This window comes from Amycolatopsis acidicola (genome assembly GCF_007713735.2).
Classification (GTDB): Bacteria; Actinomycetota; Actinomycetes; order Mycobacteriales; family Pseudonocardiaceae; genus Amycolatopsis_E; species Amycolatopsis_E acidicola.
This window is the reverse complement of record NZ_VMNW02000012.1, coordinates 1-18,174: the sequence shown is the minus strand read 5'-3', so window position 1 is coordinate 18,174 and position 18,174 is coordinate 1. Positions and strand designations below refer to the sequence as shown.

Annotated in this window: 16 protein-coding genes; 4 read left to right on the top strand and 12 right to left on the bottom strand. The window is 69.1% G+C overall.

What is annotated here, in order from left to right; all coding sequences use genetic code 11:
• Nucleotides 1-9: 9 nt before the first annotated feature.
• Genes FPZ12_RS10910 through FPZ12_RS10895 form a run of 4 tightly spaced genes read right to left on the bottom strand, consistent with a single transcriptional unit; the run spans nucleotide 10 to nucleotide 4,131 of the window.
• Nucleotides 10-1,266 (bottom strand): CaiB/BaiF CoA transferase family protein, encoded by a 1,257-nt coding sequence (locus tag FPZ12_RS10910; RefSeq protein ID WP_144747860.1) that lies wholly within the window; start codon nucleotides 1,264-1,266, stop codon nucleotides 10-12.
• Nucleotides 1,263-2,876: an acyl CoA:acetate/3-ketoacid CoA transferase gene (locus FPZ12_RS10905; protein WP_144747859.1), complete on the bottom strand. Its 1,614-nt coding sequence runs from the start codon at nucleotides 2,874-2,876 to the stop codon at nucleotides 1,263-1,265. The genes FPZ12_RS10910 and FPZ12_RS10905 overlap by 4 nt, the downstream gene beginning before the upstream one ends.
• Nucleotides 2,873-3,628: an SDR family NAD(P)-dependent oxidoreductase gene (locus FPZ12_RS10900; RefSeq protein WP_144747858.1), complete on the bottom strand. Its 756-nt coding sequence runs from the start codon at nucleotides 3,626-3,628 to the stop codon at nucleotides 2,873-2,875. The genes FPZ12_RS10905 and FPZ12_RS10900 overlap by 4 nt, the downstream gene beginning before the upstream one ends.
• Nucleotides 3,625-4,131, bottom strand: a complete 507-nt coding sequence (locus FPZ12_RS10895) for a MaoC/PaaZ C-terminal domain-containing protein (protein ID WP_166462682.1) — start codon at nucleotides 4,129-4,131, stop codon at nucleotides 3,625-3,627. The genes FPZ12_RS10900 and FPZ12_RS10895 overlap by 4 nt, the downstream gene beginning before the upstream one ends.
• A gap of 153 nt (nucleotides 4,132-4,284) precedes the next feature.
• Here FPZ12_RS10895 and FPZ12_RS10890 point away from each other — a divergent pair, with 153 nt between their 5' ends.
• Nucleotides 4,285-5,097: an IclR family transcriptional regulator gene (locus FPZ12_RS10890; protein WP_144747857.1), complete on the top strand. Its 813-nt coding sequence runs from the start codon at nucleotides 4,285-4,287 to the stop codon at nucleotides 5,095-5,097.
• A gap of 189 nt (nucleotides 5,098-5,286) precedes the next feature.
• Here the strand turns inward: FPZ12_RS10890 and FPZ12_RS10885 are convergent, their stop codons facing one another.
• The gene (locus tag FPZ12_RS10885; RefSeq protein WP_144747856.1) at nucleotides 5,287-5,895 is read right to left on the bottom strand and encodes a dihydrofolate reductase family protein; all 609 of its coding nucleotides are present in this window, start codon (nucleotides 5,893-5,895) and stop codon (nucleotides 5,287-5,289) included.
• Nucleotides 5,896-6,015: 120 nt separating this feature from the next.
• On the opposite strand from FPZ12_RS10885, the gene FPZ12_RS10880 reads away from it, so the two are divergent.
• Both FPZ12_RS10880 and FPZ12_RS10875 read left to right on the top strand, forming a co-directional pair.
• A complete protein-coding gene (locus FPZ12_RS10880; protein WP_144747855.1) occupies nucleotides 6,016-6,660 on the top strand; it encodes a histidine phosphatase family protein in 645 nt (214 codons plus the stop codon).
• 85 nt (nucleotides 6,661-6,745) lie between these two features.
• Nucleotides 6,746-7,567: an alpha/beta fold hydrolase gene (locus FPZ12_RS10875; RefSeq protein ID WP_144747854.1), complete on the top strand. Its 822-nt coding sequence runs from the start codon at nucleotides 6,746-6,748 to the stop codon at nucleotides 7,565-7,567.
• A gap of 454 nt (nucleotides 7,568-8,021) precedes the next feature.
• On the opposite strand, the gene FPZ12_RS10870 is transcribed toward FPZ12_RS10875, so the two are convergent.
• The 3 genes from FPZ12_RS10870 to FPZ12_RS10860 are packed head-to-tail and all read right to left on the bottom strand — an operon-like array spanning nucleotide 8,022 to nucleotide 12,552.
• Complete coding sequence (locus FPZ12_RS10870) at nucleotides 8,022-8,759, bottom strand: cysteine hydrolase family protein (RefSeq protein ID WP_144747853.1); 738 nt, start codon at nucleotides 8,757-8,759, stop codon at nucleotides 8,022-8,024.
• A 25-nt stretch (nucleotides 8,760-8,784) separates the two neighbouring features.
• Nucleotides 8,785-10,314: a class I adenylate-forming enzyme family protein gene (locus tag FPZ12_RS10865; RefSeq protein WP_144747852.1), complete on the bottom strand. Its 1,530-nt coding sequence runs from the start codon at nucleotides 10,312-10,314 to the stop codon at nucleotides 8,785-8,787.
• A 51-nt stretch (nucleotides 10,315-10,365) separates the two neighbouring features.
• Nucleotides 10,366-12,552, bottom strand: coding sequence for a molybdopterin-containing oxidoreductase family protein (locus FPZ12_RS10860; RefSeq protein WP_144747851.1), 2,187 nt, complete (start codon nucleotides 12,550-12,552; stop codon nucleotides 10,366-10,368).
• 197 nt (nucleotides 12,553-12,749) lie between these two features.
• On the opposite strand from FPZ12_RS10860, the gene FPZ12_RS10855 reads away from it, so the two are divergent.
• Nucleotides 12,750-13,349, top strand: coding sequence for a TetR/AcrR family transcriptional regulator (locus FPZ12_RS10855; RefSeq protein ID WP_166462681.1), 600 nt, complete (start codon nucleotides 12,750-12,752; stop codon nucleotides 13,347-13,349).
• Between the two features lie 3 nt (nucleotides 13,350-13,352).
• Here the strand turns inward: FPZ12_RS10855 and FPZ12_RS10850 are convergent, their stop codons facing one another.
• From FPZ12_RS10850 to FPZ12_RS10835, 4 genes are all read right to left on the bottom strand, one after another.
• Nucleotides 13,353-14,846, bottom strand: a complete 1,494-nt coding sequence (locus FPZ12_RS10850) for an alpha/beta hydrolase (protein WP_144747849.1) — start codon at nucleotides 14,844-14,846, stop codon at nucleotides 13,353-13,355.
• Between the two features lie 67 nt (nucleotides 14,847-14,913).
• Entirely contained in the window at nucleotides 14,914-16,554 is a 1,641-nt protein-coding gene (locus FPZ12_RS10845) for an AMP-binding protein (protein ID WP_144747848.1), read from the bottom strand.
• Nucleotides 16,551-17,561: an SRPBCC family protein gene (locus FPZ12_RS10840; protein WP_144747847.1), complete on the bottom strand. Its 1,011-nt coding sequence runs from the start codon at nucleotides 17,559-17,561 to the stop codon at nucleotides 16,551-16,553. The genes FPZ12_RS10845 and FPZ12_RS10840 overlap by 4 nt, the downstream gene beginning before the upstream one ends.
• A gap of 12 nt (nucleotides 17,562-17,573) precedes the next feature.
• A partial coding sequence (locus FPZ12_RS10835) for an enoyl-CoA hydratase/isomerase family protein (protein ID WP_150980276.1) occupies nucleotides 17,574-18,174 on the bottom strand: 601 nt, incomplete at its 5' end.

Sequence of the window (18,174 nt, the reverse complement as noted above, 5' to 3'; positions counted from 1 at the left end):
CCTTGGATTTCAGGACCAGGCGGCGGGTTCGCCCGCCTGCTGCCGGTCGGTCTCGGTGCCGACAACGCCGGCGGCTTTCAGTTCGGCGATGCGCCGGGGGCTGAGCCCGGCGGCGGCGAGGACGTCATCGTTGTGCTGGCCGATCGTGGGCGGCACGTGGCGCAGGCGTCCCGGGGTTTCCGACAGCGACACCGGCATGCCGACGAACTTCACCGGCCCGACACCGTCCACTTCGGACTCCAGCACGAGGCCGTTGTGGCGCACCTGCGGGTCCTCGAACACCGCGTCGTACTCGTGCACCGGGGCGACGAGCACGTCCTGCGCCTCGAACCGGGCCATGATCTCCTCGCGCGGGAACTTCGCGATCGCGTCGGCGAGCAGCCGGTGCGTCTCCTCGGTGTGTTCGCGCAGGCCCTCGATCGTCTGGAACCGGGGGTCGTCGACCTGCTCCCGCGGGAGCCCGCAGGCGCGGGCGCTGCGCTGCCACTGGTTGTCGACGTAGAACTCGCCGATCAGGGTGAACCACAACCCGTCCGCGGCCTCGTAATAGCCGTACAACGCGGTGTTGTGCGCGTGCGCGACCCCGGCCGTGGGGCGGTCGAACCGCTGCCCGGTGTTGAGGAAGGTGGTGCCCTCCTGCAGATGGCTGGTGATCGCGGCGTTGAGCAGGTTCGAATCCACGACCTGGCCACGGCCGGTCTTCTCCCTGGCGGCGAGCGCGATCATCATGCCCTGCGCGAACTGCATCGACGCGAGGTAGTCGATCATGAACGTGCCGGTCGGCACCGGGCCGGTCTCCTGGCTGCCGGTCAGCGCCATCAGCCCGCTGATCGCCTGCGCCGCGAGGTCCTGCCCGCGCCGGTGCGTATACGGGCCGGTCAGGCCGTAGCCGGAGGCGTAGGCCACGATGATCCGCGGGTTGATCTTGGACAGCTCGTCCCAGCCGAACCCGAGCCGGTCCATCACCCCGGGCCGGAAGTTGCTCGCCACGATGTCCGCGTCCTTCGCGAGCTCGTAGACGATTTCCTTGCCCTGCGGTGATTTCACGTCGAGGCTGAGGCTCTTCTTGTTGCGGTTGGTCGCGGACCAGTGCGGGCTGTACCCGCCGTCGAGGAACGGCGGCTGGAAGCGGCCGATCTCACCCTGGCCGATCCGTTCGATCTTGATCACCTCGGCGCCGAAGTCGGCCAGCACCTGGGTGGCCGACGGGCCCTGTTCGAGCTGGGTGAAATCGAGGATGCGGACGCCTTCGAACGCGTCGGTCATACCTTTCGCGGCCTTTCTCGGTTGCGAGGGCGGGGTTTGAGCCCGGCGCGCCCCGGGCGGAACAGGGCGGGGTCCATCGGCCGTGGCTCGTTCATCACGGGCTCGAACCCCATCTGATCGAGCACATCACGCCGCAGATCGACACCGGGAGCGATCTCGATCAGCTCCACGCCTTGGGCCGTCAGCTGGAACACCGCGCGTTCGGTCACATACAGAACACGTTGTCCCGTCGCGACCGCGCGCCCGGCGCTGAAGCTGATGTGGTCCACTTCGGACACGAACTTCGGGTAGCGGCCCTCTTCGACGATCTCCAGCCGCCCGTCGTCGAGACGGACACGCAAACCGCCGCCGCGCAGCGTGCCGCAGAAGACGAGCGTCCGGGCTTTCTGGCTGATGTCGATGAATCCACCGGGCCCGATCGGTTTGCCCCCGGCCGCGGCGACGTTCACGTTACCGTGGCGGTCGATCTCCGCGAACGCGAGCCCGGCGAAGTCCAGCCCACCGCCGTCGTAGAGGTCGAACTGGCCTGGCATGTCCACAATGGACGAAGGATTGATCGCCGTGCCGGAATCCAGCCCGACACCGGGCAGGCCGCCGAAGATCCCCTGCTCGACAGTGAGCGTGAAGCGGTCGAGGAAGCCTTCTTCCAAGGCCACGTAGGAAATCCCGTTGGCCATCCCGACACCCAGGTTCGCCAGGTCACCCTCGTGCAGCTCGATCGCGGCGCGGCGGGCGACCACCATGCGCTGGTCGAACGGCAGCGGCTCGACCTCGGTCGCGGCGTTCGGCGTGACACCGGTACGGCGCGGATCCGCCACGGTGACCGGGGTCTGGTTCGGGTAGTCCGTGCGCACCACGTGGTCCACCAGCGGCCCGGGGATCCGCACCCGGCTCGCCGGGATCGCGCCGCGCTCGACGAGGCGTTTCACTTCCACCACAACGATTCCACCGCTGTTGCGCGCGGCCTGGGCGATCGCGAGGTTGTCCCCGATCGCGGCCTCGTCGTCCATGCTGATGTTGCCGTCGGCGTCCGCCTCGGTCGCGCGCAGGAACGCGACGTCGATGTCGAACCGCGGGTAGAACAGCCATTCCTCGCCGCCGATGGTGACCAGTTCGCTGAGCCCGGCCTGCGTGCGGGAGTTCATCCGCCCCCACTGCTGCCGCGGGTCGACGAACGTGCCAAGCCCGATGTCGGTGAACAGGCCCGGCCTGCGCGCGGCGATCTCCCGGTACAGCAAGGAAATCGTGCCCGCGGGCAGGCCGATCGCCTCCACCTCGTCGCGCGCGATGACGCCCTGTTCCCGAGGCGAGAGCACGAAATGCGAACCGATGAACCGGCGCACCAGACCGGGAATCGCGATGTGGTCGACCCCGCGGCCCTCGTGATCGCCGAGGCCCATCACGTGCACCACGTCGAGATCCCGTGGCCCGGCTTCGGACTCCCAGCGCCGTTCCAGCGCGGCGAGCAGGGTTTCCGGCACCTGCAACAAGGATCCGGTCCCGCCGACCGCGAGCGTGGCGCCATCGGGAACCAGGGCCGCCGCGGCTTCGGGAGTCAGGTGCAGATCGGGGCGGCCGCGCCCGGACGGCGCCGCGTCGAGCGCGATCATGCCATCACGTCCCCACCGCACACGTTCACGCACTCGCCGGTGATGTACGACGCGTCGTCCGAGGCCAGGAACGCCACCGCGGCGGCGACCTCGTCCGGCCGCCCGATCCGGCCCAGCGGGTTCGACGCGAGCCTGCGCTCCAGCGCCTCGGCGGGCGGCTGACCGGTCAGGCGCCCGACCTCTTCACTGCCGTAGTCCGACAGCCCGGTCTCGATCCGCCCCGGCGCGACCGCGTTCACGCGGATCCCGCGCGGCGCCAGCTCAGCGGCGAACGACTTCGTCAGGCTCAGCACGGCGGCTTTCGACGCGGAATAGTTGGCGGACAACGGATTCGGCAGCAACGCCTGGATCGAGGAGACCGTGACCACCGCTCCGCCGTCGCGCACGAGCCGCGAGGCCAGCTGCAGCGTGAGCATCGTGCCGCGCGCGTTGATGTCCAGCACCCGATCCCAGTCGGCGACGGTCAGCTCGCTCGCGGAGGCGAAGGTCTGGATCCCCGCGTTCGCGACCACGAGATCCAGCCGCTCGTCCACCGCCGCGAACGAGGCTGGATCAGCCACGTCGAGCACACCCGCGTCGACTGTGAAACCCTTGTCCCGCAACGCTTTCACGGCGCCGTCGGCCTGCGCGCCATCGATGTCGGCGACCACGACGCTCGCGCCTTCGGCAGCGAGCCGCTCCACGATCGCGAGCCCGATCCCCCGGGCGCCCCCGGTCACCAGCGCGCGCCGCCCGCCGAACCGCGCCGTCACCGGCCGGTCCCGTCGCTCGCGGCGACGCCGTCGAGCGGAACCTTCGACAGCAGCTCGACCTTCCGGCCCTGCTGACAGACCCGGCCGTCCTGGTCGACCACCTCGACGTCGAAGGTGACGATCGCCTGGTCCGGCTTCGACTTCGAATCGCGCATCTCCGCGACCGAGTAGTTCACGAAGATCGTGTCCCCGATGAAGATCGGCGCCACGAACCGCCAGTCCTTGATCCCGAGGAACGCGATCGCGGTGTGCCGCAACATCTCCGTGCGCGGCCACATCAGCCCGTGCGCGTACGCGAGGCCCAGCATCCCGTGCGCGATCCGCCGGCCGAACTGACTGGCCTTCGCGTACACGTCGCTCGTGTGCACCTCGGAGTAGTCCCCCGTCAGCCCCGCGAACCCGAGCACGTCGGCGTCGGTGATCGTCCGGCCGGGACTGCGAAACGAGAGCCCCACCGACAGGTCCTCATACAGCAGTCCCTGCCGCGGAATCTCCCTGCTCATAACCTGACTTCCTTCCAACACTGGAACGGGCTTCAAAAGTGGAACACCATTCTGCTAGATTGTCAATCACCAGGTGAACACGGGTGGGGACGTCCCGATGGGGCGCTCCACTACGCTTGCCGGACCCCGGCGGTGCGGCGGAGAGCAGGAGCTATGGCGACTGGAGCGTTGTCGAGGGGCCTCGCGGTCCTGGAGTGTCTGGTCGGCTCGCCGGACGGGCTGCCGCTGACCCGGATCGCCGAGACGGTGGACCTGCCCAAGAGCGGCGCGCACCGCATGCTCGTCTCGCTCATCGAGGACGGGTTCGTGCGGCAGGTGCCGTCCGGGGACTACGCGCTCACGCTGAAGATCGTCAGCCTGGGCCTGCGGCACCTCGCGACGAGCACCATCTTCGAGCTGGCCGTCCCGGTGCTGGCCAAGCTGGCGAACGAATCCGGGCAGCTCGTGCGGCTCGGGCTCGTGGACGGCGAACAGTTGCTGTGGGTGGCCAAAGCCCAGGGCGCGCGGACCGGACTGCGCTACGAGCCCGATCCGAACCACGGGTCGGAGATCCCGTTCGGCTCGTCGGCCAGCGGGCTGGCCTGGCTTTCCCAGCTCAGCGACGACGAGGCCCTGCGCCTCGTCGCGCGGCAGGCGCCGGACGACCGGAACCCCATCGGCCACAACGCGCCCAAGACGCTCGCCGAAGTGCAGGCGCGGATCGACAACGCACGCGCCAAGGGGTGGGCGCAGGTGCACGACAGCATCGAAGAAGGCATCTCGGCCATGGCCGCCCCGCTGATCGTCGGGGACCACGCTTCCGTGCCGGGCGTGGTCAGCATCGCCGGCCCGAGCGTGAAACTGACCGCGGACCGGATGGAAGAGCTGGCGCCCAGCCTGCTCGCCACCGCGGCCGAGCTGTCCCAGCTGGCGAGCGGCTTCTCGCACGAACTGCGCAACCGCCAGGAGGCCGGGATCGCGGGATAGTCCACTGTGGACTCCGCGCCGTGCAGGCCCGGGGCGAGCACGTCATGCCCGCCCCGGGCACCCACCACTCCGGGCCCTTCGCCCAGAGCACGCGATATCCTGCCGGACGCCCGCCGGCGCCGAGCACGGGACGGCCCGAAACCAAGATCAACAACTCTGGTAATGCGCCGGTCACGGCGGATCGTGGCGCTAGCTGATGGCCCCGTAGGAAGGCTCGCCCGCGGTGTCGTACACCAGGTGGAGCATCCCGTTGGCATAGCTGACCGACTCGATCAGGCGCAGTGCGGCGGGCGGAACCCCGTCCCCGAACAGCTTCTTGCCGCTGCCGAGCACGACGGGGTCGACCCACAGGTCCAGCCGGTCGACGAGGCCGGCGCGCAACAGCGACTGCACGAGGCCGAGGCTGCCGATGACATGCACCTCCTCGTGGTGCTCCTTCACCGCGGCGACGCTCTCTTCGACGGGCTGCGCCAGCACGGTCGAGCCCTGCCAGGACAGCGGCTCGGTGAGTGTCCGGCTCGCCACGTACTTGGGGACGCTGTTGAGCAGGGCGGTGAACGGCAGCTCCTCGGGCCCGTTCGGCCAGAACCCGGCGAACACGTCGTAGGTGTGGCGGCCGAGCAACAGCGCGTCCATCGATCTGGCGGCTTCGAACCCGGCTTTGCCCGCGTCGGGGTCCAGGAACGGCGCGTGCCAGCCGCCGTGGCCGAAACCGCCGTCGCGGTCCTCGTCGGGCCCGCCCGGCGACTGCGCCACGCCGTCCAGTGTCGTGAACTCGGTAACGATCAGCTTGCCCACGGTGGTTCCTCTCTCCGGATGTCCGTTCGTCAGTGCAGACCAGGAAGAGGCCCGGAACTCGTCGGCCCGCGGGGTGACGCAGGTACCGTCGGGGAGGAAAGTACCGAGGAGGACCGTTCGTTGCGTTTGCTGCTCATCCGTCATGGCCAGACCCCGTCCAATCTCAAGGCGCTCCTGGACACCGCCGAACCGGGGCCAGGGCTGACCCCGCTCGGCGAGGAGCAGGCGGCCGCGCTCCCTGCCGCGCTGGCGGGCGAGAGCATCGGCGCGCTCTACGCCTCCACGCTGGTGCGCGCCCAGCTCACGGCCGCGCCACTGGCCGCGGCCACCGGCCTCGAGGTCCGCGTCCGCGCCGGGATCCGCGAGCTGGCGGCCGGTGATCTCGAAATGCTGGGCGACGAACAGTCCATCGAGACGTATCTCACCACGGCTTTCGCCTGGGCGAAGGGCGAAACCGCGCTCCGCATCCCCGGCGGCGAAAGCGGCGAAGAGGCGCTGGCCCGCTACGACGCCGTAGTCGCCGAGGCCGCGAGCACCGGAGCGGACACGGTGGCCATGATCAGCCACGGCGCCGCGATCCGGACCTGGGCGGCCGCGCGCGCCGGCAACGTCGACGCGGAGTTCGCCGCCCGGCACTCGCTGGGCAACACCGGTGTCGTCACCCTCTCCGGCCACCCCGACGACTGGCGCGTGCTCCGCTGGGAAAGCCACGACTTCGGCGCGAGCGGCCCCACGGGCGAGACGGTCGGCCCGGGAAACGGCTGAACTCACCGACCCGGACATCCAGTCGCGGCATGGTGTGGTCATTCGGCCTATGGCGGTGCGGCTCCCCGGCGCCGACACTTTCCTCATGCCATATTTCGAAGGTTCCGACGGTGCACGGCTCTTCTACAAGGATTGGGGAAGCGGCCCGGCCGTGGTGTTCAGCCACGGCTGGCCGCTCAGCTCGGACGCCTGGGACGTCGAGCTGAAACTGCTCGCGGACAACGGGTTCCGCGCCATCGCGCACGACAGACGCGGGCACGGCCGCTCGGAGCAGACCTGGGCGGGCAACGACATGGACACCTACGCCGCCGACCTCTCGGCGCTCGTCGACGGGCTGGGGCTGTCGGAGGTCGTGGTGGTCGGCCACTCCACCGGTGGCGGTGAAGCGGTCCGCTACGCGGTACGCCATGGAGCGGGCAAGGTGCGCAAAGTGGTCACGGCCGGCGCGGTCCCGCCGGTGATGGTGCAGTCGGACAAGAACCCCGACGGCACCCCGCTGTCCGCGTTCGACGGCATCCGGGACAGCGTGCTCGGCGACCGCTCGCAGTACTGGAAGGACCTGGCGGTGCCCTTCTACGGGTTCAACCGGGACGGGGCCGCCGTTTCCCAGGGACTGATCGACGATTTCTGGCGGCAGGGCATGAATGCCGGGCTGGCGTCGGCCTACGACTGCGTCAAGGCGTTCTCGGAAACGGACTTCACCGAGGACCTGAAGGCGCTGGACGTGCCGATCCTCATCGCGCACGGCGACGACGACCAGATCGTGCCGATCCACGACTCCGCCGCGAAAACGGCGGAACTGGTCAAATACGGCACGCTGCGGGTCTATCCCGGCGCGTCACACGGAATCCACGGTGAGTACCAGCAGCAGTTCGACCGCGACCTGCTCGACTTCCTCCGGAGCTAGTCAGTTGCTCACCGCGTGCCCGGGCGGCGCCTGCCGCTCCTCGCCGACGACGTGCAGTGGCTCGATCAGTCCACTTTGGACGCACTCGCTTTCGTCTCGCGCGGCAGGCCTCGCCCGAGGTGGTCGCGTTCGGCAACGACGGTCCGCTGCCGGAAAACCACATCGTCCCCGGCGGGGACATGGGCAAGTGCACCGAGGGCGGCCAGGACGGGGAGTCCGCGGGCTCGCTGGATTCGCCCGGTTTCATGATGTCGGCCAACGACAACCACCTGCTCGCGGGGTGCACGAGATCGGGCACCACTGCTCTTGATGTACTGCCCGCACGCGACGGGGTGGAGTCATGCCGTCAGGAGCCCCGTGACCCTTCGTGCGACACGCGAGATCTTCACGGCTCTGCGACAGCGCGGGCCAGTAGCGTCACCGGGCAGCGGTTTTCGGCGCCGATCCGACCTTCCTATGACGCGGCCACCCGCTTCAGTGCCGCCGTCGTGTCTTCGGCTGTGACGAGCTGCGCCAGGTAGGCGCCGATGAAGCGCTCGGCGTCTTCCTGGTCGCGCTCGCTCAGGGCCGCCGTGCAGTCCGTGACCAGGTATTGCCGGTAGCCAAGGTCGAATCCGCTCGCGACACTGAGCAGCACGCACGCATTGGTGACAACGCCGGCGTAGAACACGGTGTCGATGTCGAGGTTGCGCAGGATCGTGTCGAGCTCCGAACCCGTGAACGCGCCGGATCCCCTTTTGGCGACCGAGATGTCTCCCGGCGCTTCCAGCCCGTCGAGTACCTGCCCCGCCCACGAACCGTCCCGCGCTTCGGCGGCACGCAGGTAACCCTGGAACGCGGGGACCGCGTCGCGGTAGTCGGGCGCACGGCTGATCAGGCGGGCGTGCAGCACGTGCATCCCACAGGACCTCGCCACCGGCAGGAGCGATTTCAGCGTCGGCAGCAGCACCGTTTCACAGCGTTTCGTGACGAAGTCGGCCTGCGGTACCGAACCGCCCTTCCGGAGCAGCTGCAGGCTCGTGCCGTCCGGATGGGCCTGCCAGTTGATGAGGTCGACGAGGACGAAGGCCGCCCGCGCCGGGTTCAGCCCCTTCCAGGGATCGTTCACGTCGAACGCGGCGGAGTTGAACCAGCGCCCGGTGACATCACCCGGCAGCACTTCGGCGGAGATGTTCGCTTCGTCGACGGTCATCGAGGTCTCCTTTACGGGTTTCCGTTCACGCGGAAGGGGTCCGGACGGCCTCGTCCACGTCGAACCCGGCGCGGACGACGCGCCGCAGCAGTTTCCCGGACATGCTGCGCGGCAACGGTTCCGTCGCCCGGTGCAGGTAACGCGGGAGCTTGTAGTCGGCCAGATGCTCGCGGGCGTAGGCGTACAGCTCGTCGAGGTCGACCTCACCGCCGACGACCACCGCCACCGTCTCGCCCCACCGCTCGTGCGCGACGCCGACAGCCACGGTCTCCTCCACCCCGGGGAACGAGGCGACCACGCGCTCGATCTCGGCGGGGTACACGTTGATCCCGCCGGAGATGATCATGTCCTTCTTCCGGTCCACAATGGACAGGAAACCGTCGTCGTCCAGCCGGCCCAGGTCGCCGGTGTGCAGCCAGCCGTCCCGGATCGCCCCGGCCGTGGCGACCGGGTCGCCCCAGTAGCCGGACATCACCTGCGGCCCCTGGACCGCGATCTCGCCCACGGAACCAGTGGGCAGCGTGGCGCCCTCTCCGTCGACGATGCGGAGCCTGCAGTGCACGCCGGGGATGCCCGCCGTGCCGGACTTGGTCCGGAAGTGTTCGCGCGGGACCAGGGTGGAGCCACCGCAGGCCTCGGTGAGCCCGTACGCCTCCCGCAGCTGAACTCCCTTGTCCGCGTAGGCTTTCAGCAACTTTTCGGTCACCACCGAGCCGCCGGTGATGGCGGTCGTGAGCGCGGACAGGTCGGCCTCGGCGAACTCGGGCAGCGCGACGATCGACTCGTAGGTGATCGGCACGCCGGTCATCGCGGTGACCGGCGCGGCGACGATCTGCTCCAGCGCCCGCGCCGGGTGGAAGTCTTCGAGGATCAGGGTGCCGCCCACGCCGTAGAGCCCGAGCAGCGCGTTGACGACGCCGCCGGTGAACGCCAGCGGGGCGAACAACAGGGATTTCGTGTGGGTTCCCCAGTTCTCCCAGCGCGTGTACGTGTCGACGGTCGCGGCGATGTTGGCGTGCGTGAGCGTGGCGCCCTTGGGATGTCCGGTCGTGCCCGACGTGAACGCGATGACGGCAGGCGTGTCCGGCCCGACGGACGCGGCGGGCCGCACCGCGGACGGCTCGCGGGCCCGGAGCGCGTCCAGCGTGGTGGACGCCGACGCGTCGGCATCCAGCCCGATCCGCAGGATTCCCGGCCGGTCGGCGGTCACCGCGTCCAGCCGGGCCGAGTGCTTTCCGTCGACGGCGATCGCCCGGCAGCCGACGGTGTCGATCATGTAGGCGAGTTCACTCGGCGTGGCACGCACGTTCAGCGGGACCACGGCGCAGCCCGCGCGCAGCGTCGCCAGCGCGATTTCGCACCACGCCAGCGAATTCGCGCCCAGAATGCCGATCCGGTCGCCGGGCAGGACACCCGCCTCGTGCAACGCCGCGGCCACGCGGCCGGTGTTCCGTTCGGCCTGGGCCCAGCTGACCCGCTCCCCGTTTCTCATCCACGCGGTCGCGCCGGGCTGCCAGCGCGCCCAGTATCCGACCAGCTCCGCCAGGGTCGCCATCGACTCTCCCGCATCAGCTTTGATACAAAGAACGAATTTTGTTCTATGACCTTAGCTGACGGTCCGACCGTTTTCCAAGGGTTCTTCCTTCGCGCGGGCCCGGATCCGGACCGGGATCGAGGACAGCCGGGGCATGGCGTTGATCGTCTCCACCACGGCGTCGGTCCGCACGAGGACGTTCGTCGACGCGCCCATCTCCCGGTACGGCAGGGCATCCTCGGGCAGCCCGCCCCAGCAATGGCTCATCGACACGCACCCGCGGCGCACCCCGTCCTCGGCTTCCGCGATCGCCGGGATCCGCCCGCCGTTGTCGGCCTCGATCTCGATCTCGGCCCCGTCGGCGAGGCCGAGCGCGGCCAGATCGGCGGGGTTGAGGTACGCGGCGTTGTAGGGATGCCGCCGGCGCACGCCGGGCTGGACGATCCCGAGCGAGTTCATCATCCCGCGGAGCCGGCGCACGACCAGCCGCAGCGGGAACCGCTCTTCGCCGGCCTGATCCTCCGCCGCCACCTCGGCCACTTCCGCGGCGATATCGGCGGGCATCACGTCGAAGCACGCGGCCGATTCCGGGCGGCGCGGGAGCACCACCGCCGGTTCGACGTCGAACACCCGCCCACCGGGATACCGGGCGATTTCCTCCAGCGGCACCTGGGAATCGCGCAGGATCGACGCCAGCAACTGTTCGGTCGTCGGCGGATTCGCACTGTCCAGCTCCACACCGGCCACCGTCAGCGTGATGCCAAGGCGCCGGGCGAGCGACCAGTAGACGTACCAGTCGTCGACCACCTCCGAACCGGGCGGCGGGTCCACCACGCGCGGCACGTACTGGGCGAACGGCACTTCCAGCAAGGGTTCGTAATGCGGCGACGCGGAGGTGTCCGGCCGCTCGAACTGCAACGTCGGCGGCAGGATGTAGTCGCACAACTGGGCCGTCGGGGTCATGAACGGCTCGACGGCGACGAGCAGATCCAGCGCTTTCAACGCGTCCACCGCCTTGCGCTGGTCGGGCAGGGCGACGGCCGGGTTGCCGCCGTTCACGAACAGCGCACGGAGCCTGCCTTCGTCGGTCCGCAGGATTTCATCGGCCAGCACCCCGCTCATCAGCTCGCCGAACAGGGAACCGTGCCCTGTCGAGGTTTTCGGGCCACGCTCCCATTCGCGGTCCGCGGGCACCACCTCGGCCCGGAACTCCCGCCACGGGTTCTGCACACCGGGGTTGGACACCCGCTCGCCCGCGCGCAAATAGCGGCCACACACCACATTCAGGCACTCGACGAGGTGATCGGCGAGGTTCGAGCGCGGCGACATCGAAGGGCCGGTCCCGGCCGCCGCGACACCGCGCGTCGCTTCGGCCGCGAACATCCGCGCCGCCCGCTCGATCAGCCCGGCGTCCACTCCGGTGCGCGCGGCGACCCTGCCGAGCGTGAAGGGCTCCACCGCCGCCCGTAGCGCCGCCATCCGGGACGCGCCGACGTACTCGTCGCAGAACCCGCCGTCGTTCCAGCCCCGGTCCAGCACGACGCGGAGGATCCCGGCCAGCAGCGCCGGATCCTCCCCCGGTTTGACCTGCAGGAAAAGATCGGCCTGGCGGGCCGTCTCGGTCCGCCTGGGGTCGATCACGATCAGCTTCATGCCACGTTTGAGCGCCGCCTTGAGCCGTTTGACCGGATCGTAGGTCAGCTGGCCCGCCGCAACTGAGACGAACGGGTTGCCCCCGGCGATCAGGTGCACCCCGGAGTCCCCGAGCCGGTGCTTGCCGGCGTTCCAGTACCCCATCCGCCGCATGGTGACCTGCTTCGCGGACTGGTCGATCGTGATGGTGGTGAACACCCGCGTCGAGCCGATCGCCGCCGGCCAGGCCAGCAGGGTGTGATGCGCGGTGACGTTCTTCCAGGTCTGCGTTCCCTTGAAGACGCCGACGCTCTCGCCGCCGCTTTCGGCGAGAATTCCACGAAGGCGGGCGGCGATTTCGTCGAGCGCCTGCTCGAGCCCGATTTCCACGAAACCGCCGGGAGTGCGCTTGAGCGGGCGCAGGATGCGGCCGGGGTGGTACATCGCCTCGGCCGACTGCAGGCCACGCGCGCACGAAAAGCCGTGCGTGAGCGGGTGTTCCTTGTCCGCGACGAGCGAGGTCAGCCTGCCGTCGCCGCCGACGGACGCGATCATCCCGCAGGACCCGCAGCAGTATCGGCAGGCCGTGTGCACGGTGCGGTCCGTCCCACCGCCGGAATTCGCCATCGGATGCCGCCTTTCGCGTTCACGGAACTTCGTCGTCGCCGCGAACCCACAGCCTATTGACGTAAGATAAATGTGTACATGACCGTATTCGTCACGGACACGTGACCACTCCGGTCACCCACCCGGATCACACCCCGGACACATCTTGTATGCTGTTAAGCGAGGGCCTTGAACGCACGCTGGAACCAGGAGGGGCCGTGCCCGGTCGACGCAACGCGCTGCCCAGCGATCCCGGCGCGGCCGCCGAGTCGCTGCTCAAGACGGCCGAGGCCTGCTTCGAGCGCTACGGCGTCAGCCGGGTGACGATGGACGAGATCGCCGTGACGGCGGGCGTTTCCCGCCCCACGCTCTACCGGTACCTCGGCGACCGCGAGAAGCTGCTGCGGGACATCGTCGAGCGGCGCGCCGCGAACCTGGTGACGAAAGTACATCGCGTCATCGCCAAGCACACCACGCTGACGGAAAAACTGGTCACCGGAACGCTTTTCCTCGTCGACATCGGCCGTTCGGACGAGTTCATCCGCGAGCTCCTGCGCTCCGACCGCGCGTCGTTCAGCAGTGAGCTCATGACGGAACACGGCCAGTCGACGGACTTCGCCGCCGCGGTCTGGTCGCCCACCCTGAAATCCGCGCTCGATCAGGGCCTGCTCCCGGCCGGTTTCGACGAGCAAATGGCCTACCGCTGGCTCACGTCGATCAACTACATGATGCTGCTCTGGGCCGACTACGACGACCTCTCGACCACCTACAAGAAGAAGATGCTGCGCGGCTTTCTCGCGCCCGCCTTCCAGAAGTAGGTCTCACGGGCCGGTGGCGACGGCGAGGTACGAGTAGTCGGCAGGGCGCCCGTCTTCAGCGGACATACCCGAGCAACCCGCACGAAGCCCCTCGCAGGTCCAGCGCGCTCCGTCGGCGAGGTGGATGTCCATCCTGGACCGGTAGAGGTTCGAGAAGGCGTTGCCGTCGTGCACCGGGTCGGCGGCGGCGGTGGCCTGGTCGGCCTGCCAGCGCCGGGTGCGCAGCCGGTCGTCGGCGGACGGGTCGTGGGTCAGGTACTTGTCGAACCACGCCGTGGTGTACCAGGCCACGAGGTCCAGCCCGCGGAGCGTGGCGGGAAGAACCGGGACTGACGCGTCAAAAGCGAAGTCGGCGTGCGTACCGCCCTGGATGATGAGCTGGCCGGTGTCGACGCCGGCGGCCGAATACGCCTGTGACGCGGTGGACTTGCCTTCGGGATCAGGGTCCCGCGGAAATCCGGGCAGCACGTAGTCGGCGCTGATGCCGAGCGCGGGTTTTGTCAGCCGCGGAGCCTGCCCGCCCGGCGCGCCGAAGCAGTCGCGCGGGATCCGCGGCGCGAGCGGAAGACTGACCCCGGGCAGGATTTCCGCCTGATCCTGCAGGAACAGGCCCGTGACCTCGTCCGGCGCGGGCTGCACCGGCACGCAAAGACTGTCCCAGGCCACGACGGCCCGCACCCTCGGGTCGTCCTGTGCGACGTAACTGGCTGCCACCGCGCCGTAAGAGTGCCCGGCGAGCCCGACCTCGGCCGGGTTCACCAAGGCCCACAACGGGTTGTAGGCCGCATCGAATCCCGCGGCGGCTCGCGTGCGCTGCTTCTCGGCGTGGCTGGTGTGCGAACTTCGGCTCGGCACCGGGCTGTAGGGATCCGACGGGGTGGACAACGCGAAGTCGAGGGCGTCTTCCGCGCCGTCGTAGAACGGCGAACCATTGTCCGGCAGCCCAGGCGTCCCGCCGCCCGCGCCCTCGGACTGATCGGGCCGCTCGCCGAACTGGTCGGACAGGCCTTCGCCCTGCGCATCGAAGGTCAGCACGACGTAGCCGGATTTCGCCAGCACCTGCGCCTGCGGCCAGTAGCTCTGCTCGAAACCCACGATCGAACCGTTCACGATGACGACCAACGGCCGTTTCGACGGCCCGGACCTGCTCGCCCAGACATGTCCCGACAACGTGGCCCCACTCCGCGCCGTGAAGGCCACCGGAGCGGAGATCTGGTTCCCGTCACTCAGCCGCGGATCCCCGACGCACGCGACGGCCACGGTGCAGGCATCGGGATCGGGATGCCTCCCAGGATCGGCTCGCAGGACGCGGGCACGTTCCGCCGCGGCCGTCAGACCCGCGCGCAGCACCTGCTCCTGGAACTGTGGAGTTCCATAGTGGACGGAGCGCTCCAGCATGCGCGCCTCGTTGACGGGATCGGCGGACGCGGATCCCGCGCAGAGTGCCACCACGCCGAGGAAGACCAGTACGAAACACAAGCCGCGGTTCTCGCCCATCGTTTTCCTCCCCGCCGAGGCGATGCGCGCAAACCTTACGTCTTTAGATTGAGCGGGTCAATACGGATCACCGCTCGAGCACGATCCCGGCGGCGACCCGATCCCAGGCGCCCTCGGTCCGGCCCCGCAGTGCCGCTTTGCGGATCTTGCCCGTCGGCGTGCGCGGGAGCTCGGCGGCGATCTCGACGTACCGGGGCACCATGTACCGCGGCATCCGCGGCGCGAGGAACCCGATCAGCTCGGCCGGTTCGAACCCGGCACCCTCGACGGGAACGACGACCACCTTGATGTCGTCGTCCGAGGCCAGTGCCCCGCGCGGGCGTCCGTCCAATGTGGCCAGTTCGGACGCGACCGCGACGCACGCGCAGTCCTCGACCGCGGGATGGGCCCGCACCTCGGCCTCGACCTCCAGGGAAGACACGTTCTGTCCCCTGGTCCGCAGGTAGTCCGCGATCCGGTCGACGAAAAACCAGTTGCCGTCCTCGTCGCGCCGCAGCATGTCCCCGGTGTGGAACCAGCCGTTGCGCCACGCCCTCGCCGTGGCCTCCCACCGGCCGAGGTAGGAGTCCATCATCAGCCAGGGCAGGTGCGACCTGATGATCAGTTCGCCGGCCTCCCCCACCGGGAGCTCGAAGTCGTCGGCGTCCACGACGCGCGCCTCGTACATCGGGTTGATCCGCCCGCAGCTGCCGGGCACGTCCGGATCGGCGGCCGCCATCGGGAAACCGATCTCGGTCATGCCCCACCCGGTCGAAAGGCGCAGCCCGAACCGTTTGGCGATCGCCTCGTGCTCGGCAGGCACCGGCATGACCAGCGCCCGCACCAGCGGGTTGTCGGCGTCGTCGGGCTGCTCGGGGACATTCGCCAGCACCGGCGCGAAGCCGAGCATGTGGACGTGCGTGCAGTTGAACCGCCGCACGTCGGACCAGAACCCGCTGACGCTGAACCGGGGCCGCATGACCAGCCGCAGCCCCCGGATGACGGCGTAGGTCAGCATGACCTTCCCCGCCGAATGGTAGGTCGGCCATGGCGAGTAACACGCGCCGTCGTCGTAGCGGAATCCGTCTTCTTCGGTGTCCCCGGGGAACATCTGCATCGCCCCGCTGTGCAGGTTCGCCCAGGGCATCACCACACCCTTCGACGGCCCCGTCGTGCCGGACGTGTAGATCACCGCGTAGGCGTCCCGCTCCCGCGGCGGGTCGTCCGTGGGCAGTTCGGGGCCGGACAGCAGCTCGGCCATGGTCACCGCCGGGACGCCGACGTCCGGCGTCTCCTCGTCCACCGTCACGAGCTGCCTGAGCGCGGGCAGCGAGGCGCGGATCGCGGGAATCCGTTCCGCCAGCGCGTTCGTGGTCACCAACACCACCGCACCGGCGTCGGACAACGCGTGTTCGAGAGACCGCCCGCGGAACTCGGTGTTGATGGGCACTTCCCACGCCTTGAGCCACGCCGTGCCCAGCCAGCAGACGTGCGCGAGCGGGGTCGCGTCGAGCATCACCGCGACCCGGTCCCCCGCTTGGACGCCGAGGCGTCGCAACCCCGCGGCGAACCGGAGCACCTCGGAGTGGAAGGCCCCGTTGGTGTAGCCGGGAGAGCCGTCGGCGCAGTCGATCAGCCTGCCGCCTGGATCGGCGGCCGCGCGCCGGGCGACCAGCACGGGCAGCGGCGGGCTCAGCGGGGGTTCGAGACCCCGTACCCCGGCGGTCATCGCGCCCGGTCCCAGGTCCAGGGCACGTCACGGGCGATCGATCCGTGCAGAAGCTGCGTGGCCTTCTCATTCCGGCCCAGCACCAACGCGGGCACACCACCCCGCGGCAGACTGTCCGACACCGACTTCGCCACCACCCAGTCCTCGTCACGCACCGCCCGCAGCACGATCTCCCAGTTCTTCTCCCGGAACCGGCGCGCCTTCTCCGTCACCGGCAACTCCGGCACCAGGAACCACAAATCCACCACACTGCGCGCCGGATCGGTCTCATCCGGCCGGACGTTCCAGATCTCGAAATGCGCCGGCGCCAACGCGATGATCGAACCCGGATAGCTCGTGAAACTCGCGATCGCGTACTTCGTGAACGCCTCGTAATCGAACTCCGCGTCCCGGAACTCCTCCAGCCCCTTACGCGCCACCACCATCCGCCAGTTCTTCCCGAACCGATCACACTTATAGATGTTCGTGTGAAAGAACGGGCCCACCGTGGTCGGATGCACGAACTGCAGATGATAGGCGTCGGTGAACCCGTCCATCACCGTCTTCCAGTTCATGTCCAACCGGAACACCTCATGCCGGTACAACACCGCGCTGCCCACACCACAATGACGGATATCCCGGTCCAGCTCCGGACCGAACCACGCCGCCATATCCAATTCCGCACCCGGCCGCGGGAACACCCACACCAAACCCGCGTAATCCGCTGCGGGATAACGATCCCCAGCGGCATCGACCGCCTCCAGGCCACCGGACCCGGTACGGGTCACCGTCACCCCGGTCGAGCCCGCCGTCGTCGTCACGCTGTCGCCGGGTTTCCGCAGCTGATCCCCGTGCGCCGCGATCCGCGGATGCGCGGTGAACACCGTCTCGAACTCCACCCGCACATAATCCGGATCATAGTAACGAGCCGCATCCACCCACATCGGCTCATCCGCATAATCCGTCGTCCGCGTGTCAATGAAGCCGAGCAACAGCTCGCGCATCCTCACCTTGGTGTCCTGGTGCATCGGTGCACTCCTTCAGTCGGCGCGGGATTTCCGTTCGGTGAAGGGGCGCATGAGTTCCGCTGCCCCCTGCGTGCGCAGTCCTTCCCGGGAAAGGACGTTTTCGGTGTCGTAACGGATGCGCGCGGGCCTGCCGGGCGCCTCACGCATCAGGCGTTTGGCGTCACGGACGGCGTTACCCGGCAACGCGGCCACCTCGGCGGCCAGCGCGATCGCCTGGGACCGGACCTCGTCGTCGCCGACGTAACGGTTCAGCAGCCCGATCTCCGCCGCTCGCGCACCGTCCACGGCCTGGCCGGTGAACAGCATGTCCTTGGCCCGCGAGGTTCCGATCAGGTCCGGCAGCGCCCACGTCAGTGCGGCGTAGCCGTAGGACATCCCGGTGACCTTGAGCTTCGTCGCCGGGCCGCCGACGCGCAGATCGGCGCAGACGGCCAGATAGGAACCGACGCCGTACGCGATGCCCTGTACCGCCGCGACGGTCGGCAGCGGGTGGGCGTACCACCGCCACAACCATTCCTCACGCTCGGTGGTGAGCGCCAGATTCTCCTCGGTGCCTAGAGACGTCATCTCGTGGATGTCCCATCCCGCGGACAAAGCCCGCCCGCCCGCGCCG

Excerpts from the sequence above, each read along its gene's own strand:
- FPZ12_RS10910 (WP_144747860.1), bottom strand. The coding sequence starts at position 1,266 with ATGACCGACGCGTTCGAAGGCGTCCGCATCCTCGATTTCACCCAGCTC.
- FPZ12_RS10905 (WP_144747859.1), bottom strand. The coding sequence starts at position 2,876 with ATGATCGCGCTCGACGCGGCGCCGTCCGGGCGCGGCCGCCCCGATCTG.
- FPZ12_RS10895 (WP_166462682.1), bottom strand. The coding sequence starts at position 4,131 with ATGAGCAGGGAGATTCCGCGGCAGGGACTGCTGTATGAGGACCTGTCG.
- FPZ12_RS10890 (WP_144747857.1), top strand. The coding sequence starts at position 4,285 with ATGGCGACTGGAGCGTTGTCGAGGGGCCTCGCGGTCCTGGAGTGTCTG.
- FPZ12_RS10875 (WP_144747854.1), top strand. The coding sequence starts at position 6,746 with ATGCCATATTTCGAAGGTTCCGACGGTGCACGGCTCTTCTACAAGGAT.
- FPZ12_RS10870 (WP_144747853.1), bottom strand. The coding sequence starts at position 8,759 with ATGACCGTCGACGAAGCGAACATCTCCGCCGAAGTGCTGCCGGGTGAT.
- FPZ12_RS10865 (WP_144747852.1), bottom strand. The coding sequence starts at position 10,314 with ATGGCGACCCTGGCGGAGCTGGTCGGATACTGGGCGCGCTGGCAGCCC.
- FPZ12_RS10860 (WP_144747851.1), bottom strand. The coding sequence starts at position 12,552 with ATGGCGAATTCCGGCGGTGGGACGGACCGCACCGTGCACACGGCCTGC.
- FPZ12_RS10850 (WP_144747849.1), bottom strand. The coding sequence starts at position 14,846 with ATGGGCGAGAACCGCGGCTTGTGTTTCGTACTGGTCTTCCTCGGCGTG.
- FPZ12_RS10845 (WP_144747848.1), bottom strand. The coding sequence starts at position 16,554 with ATGACCGCCGGGGTACGGGGTCTCGAACCCCCGCTGAGCCCGCCGCTG.
- FPZ12_RS10840 (WP_144747847.1), bottom strand. The coding sequence starts at position 17,561 with ATGCACCAGGACACCAAGGTGAGGATGCGCGAGCTGTTGCTCGGCTTC.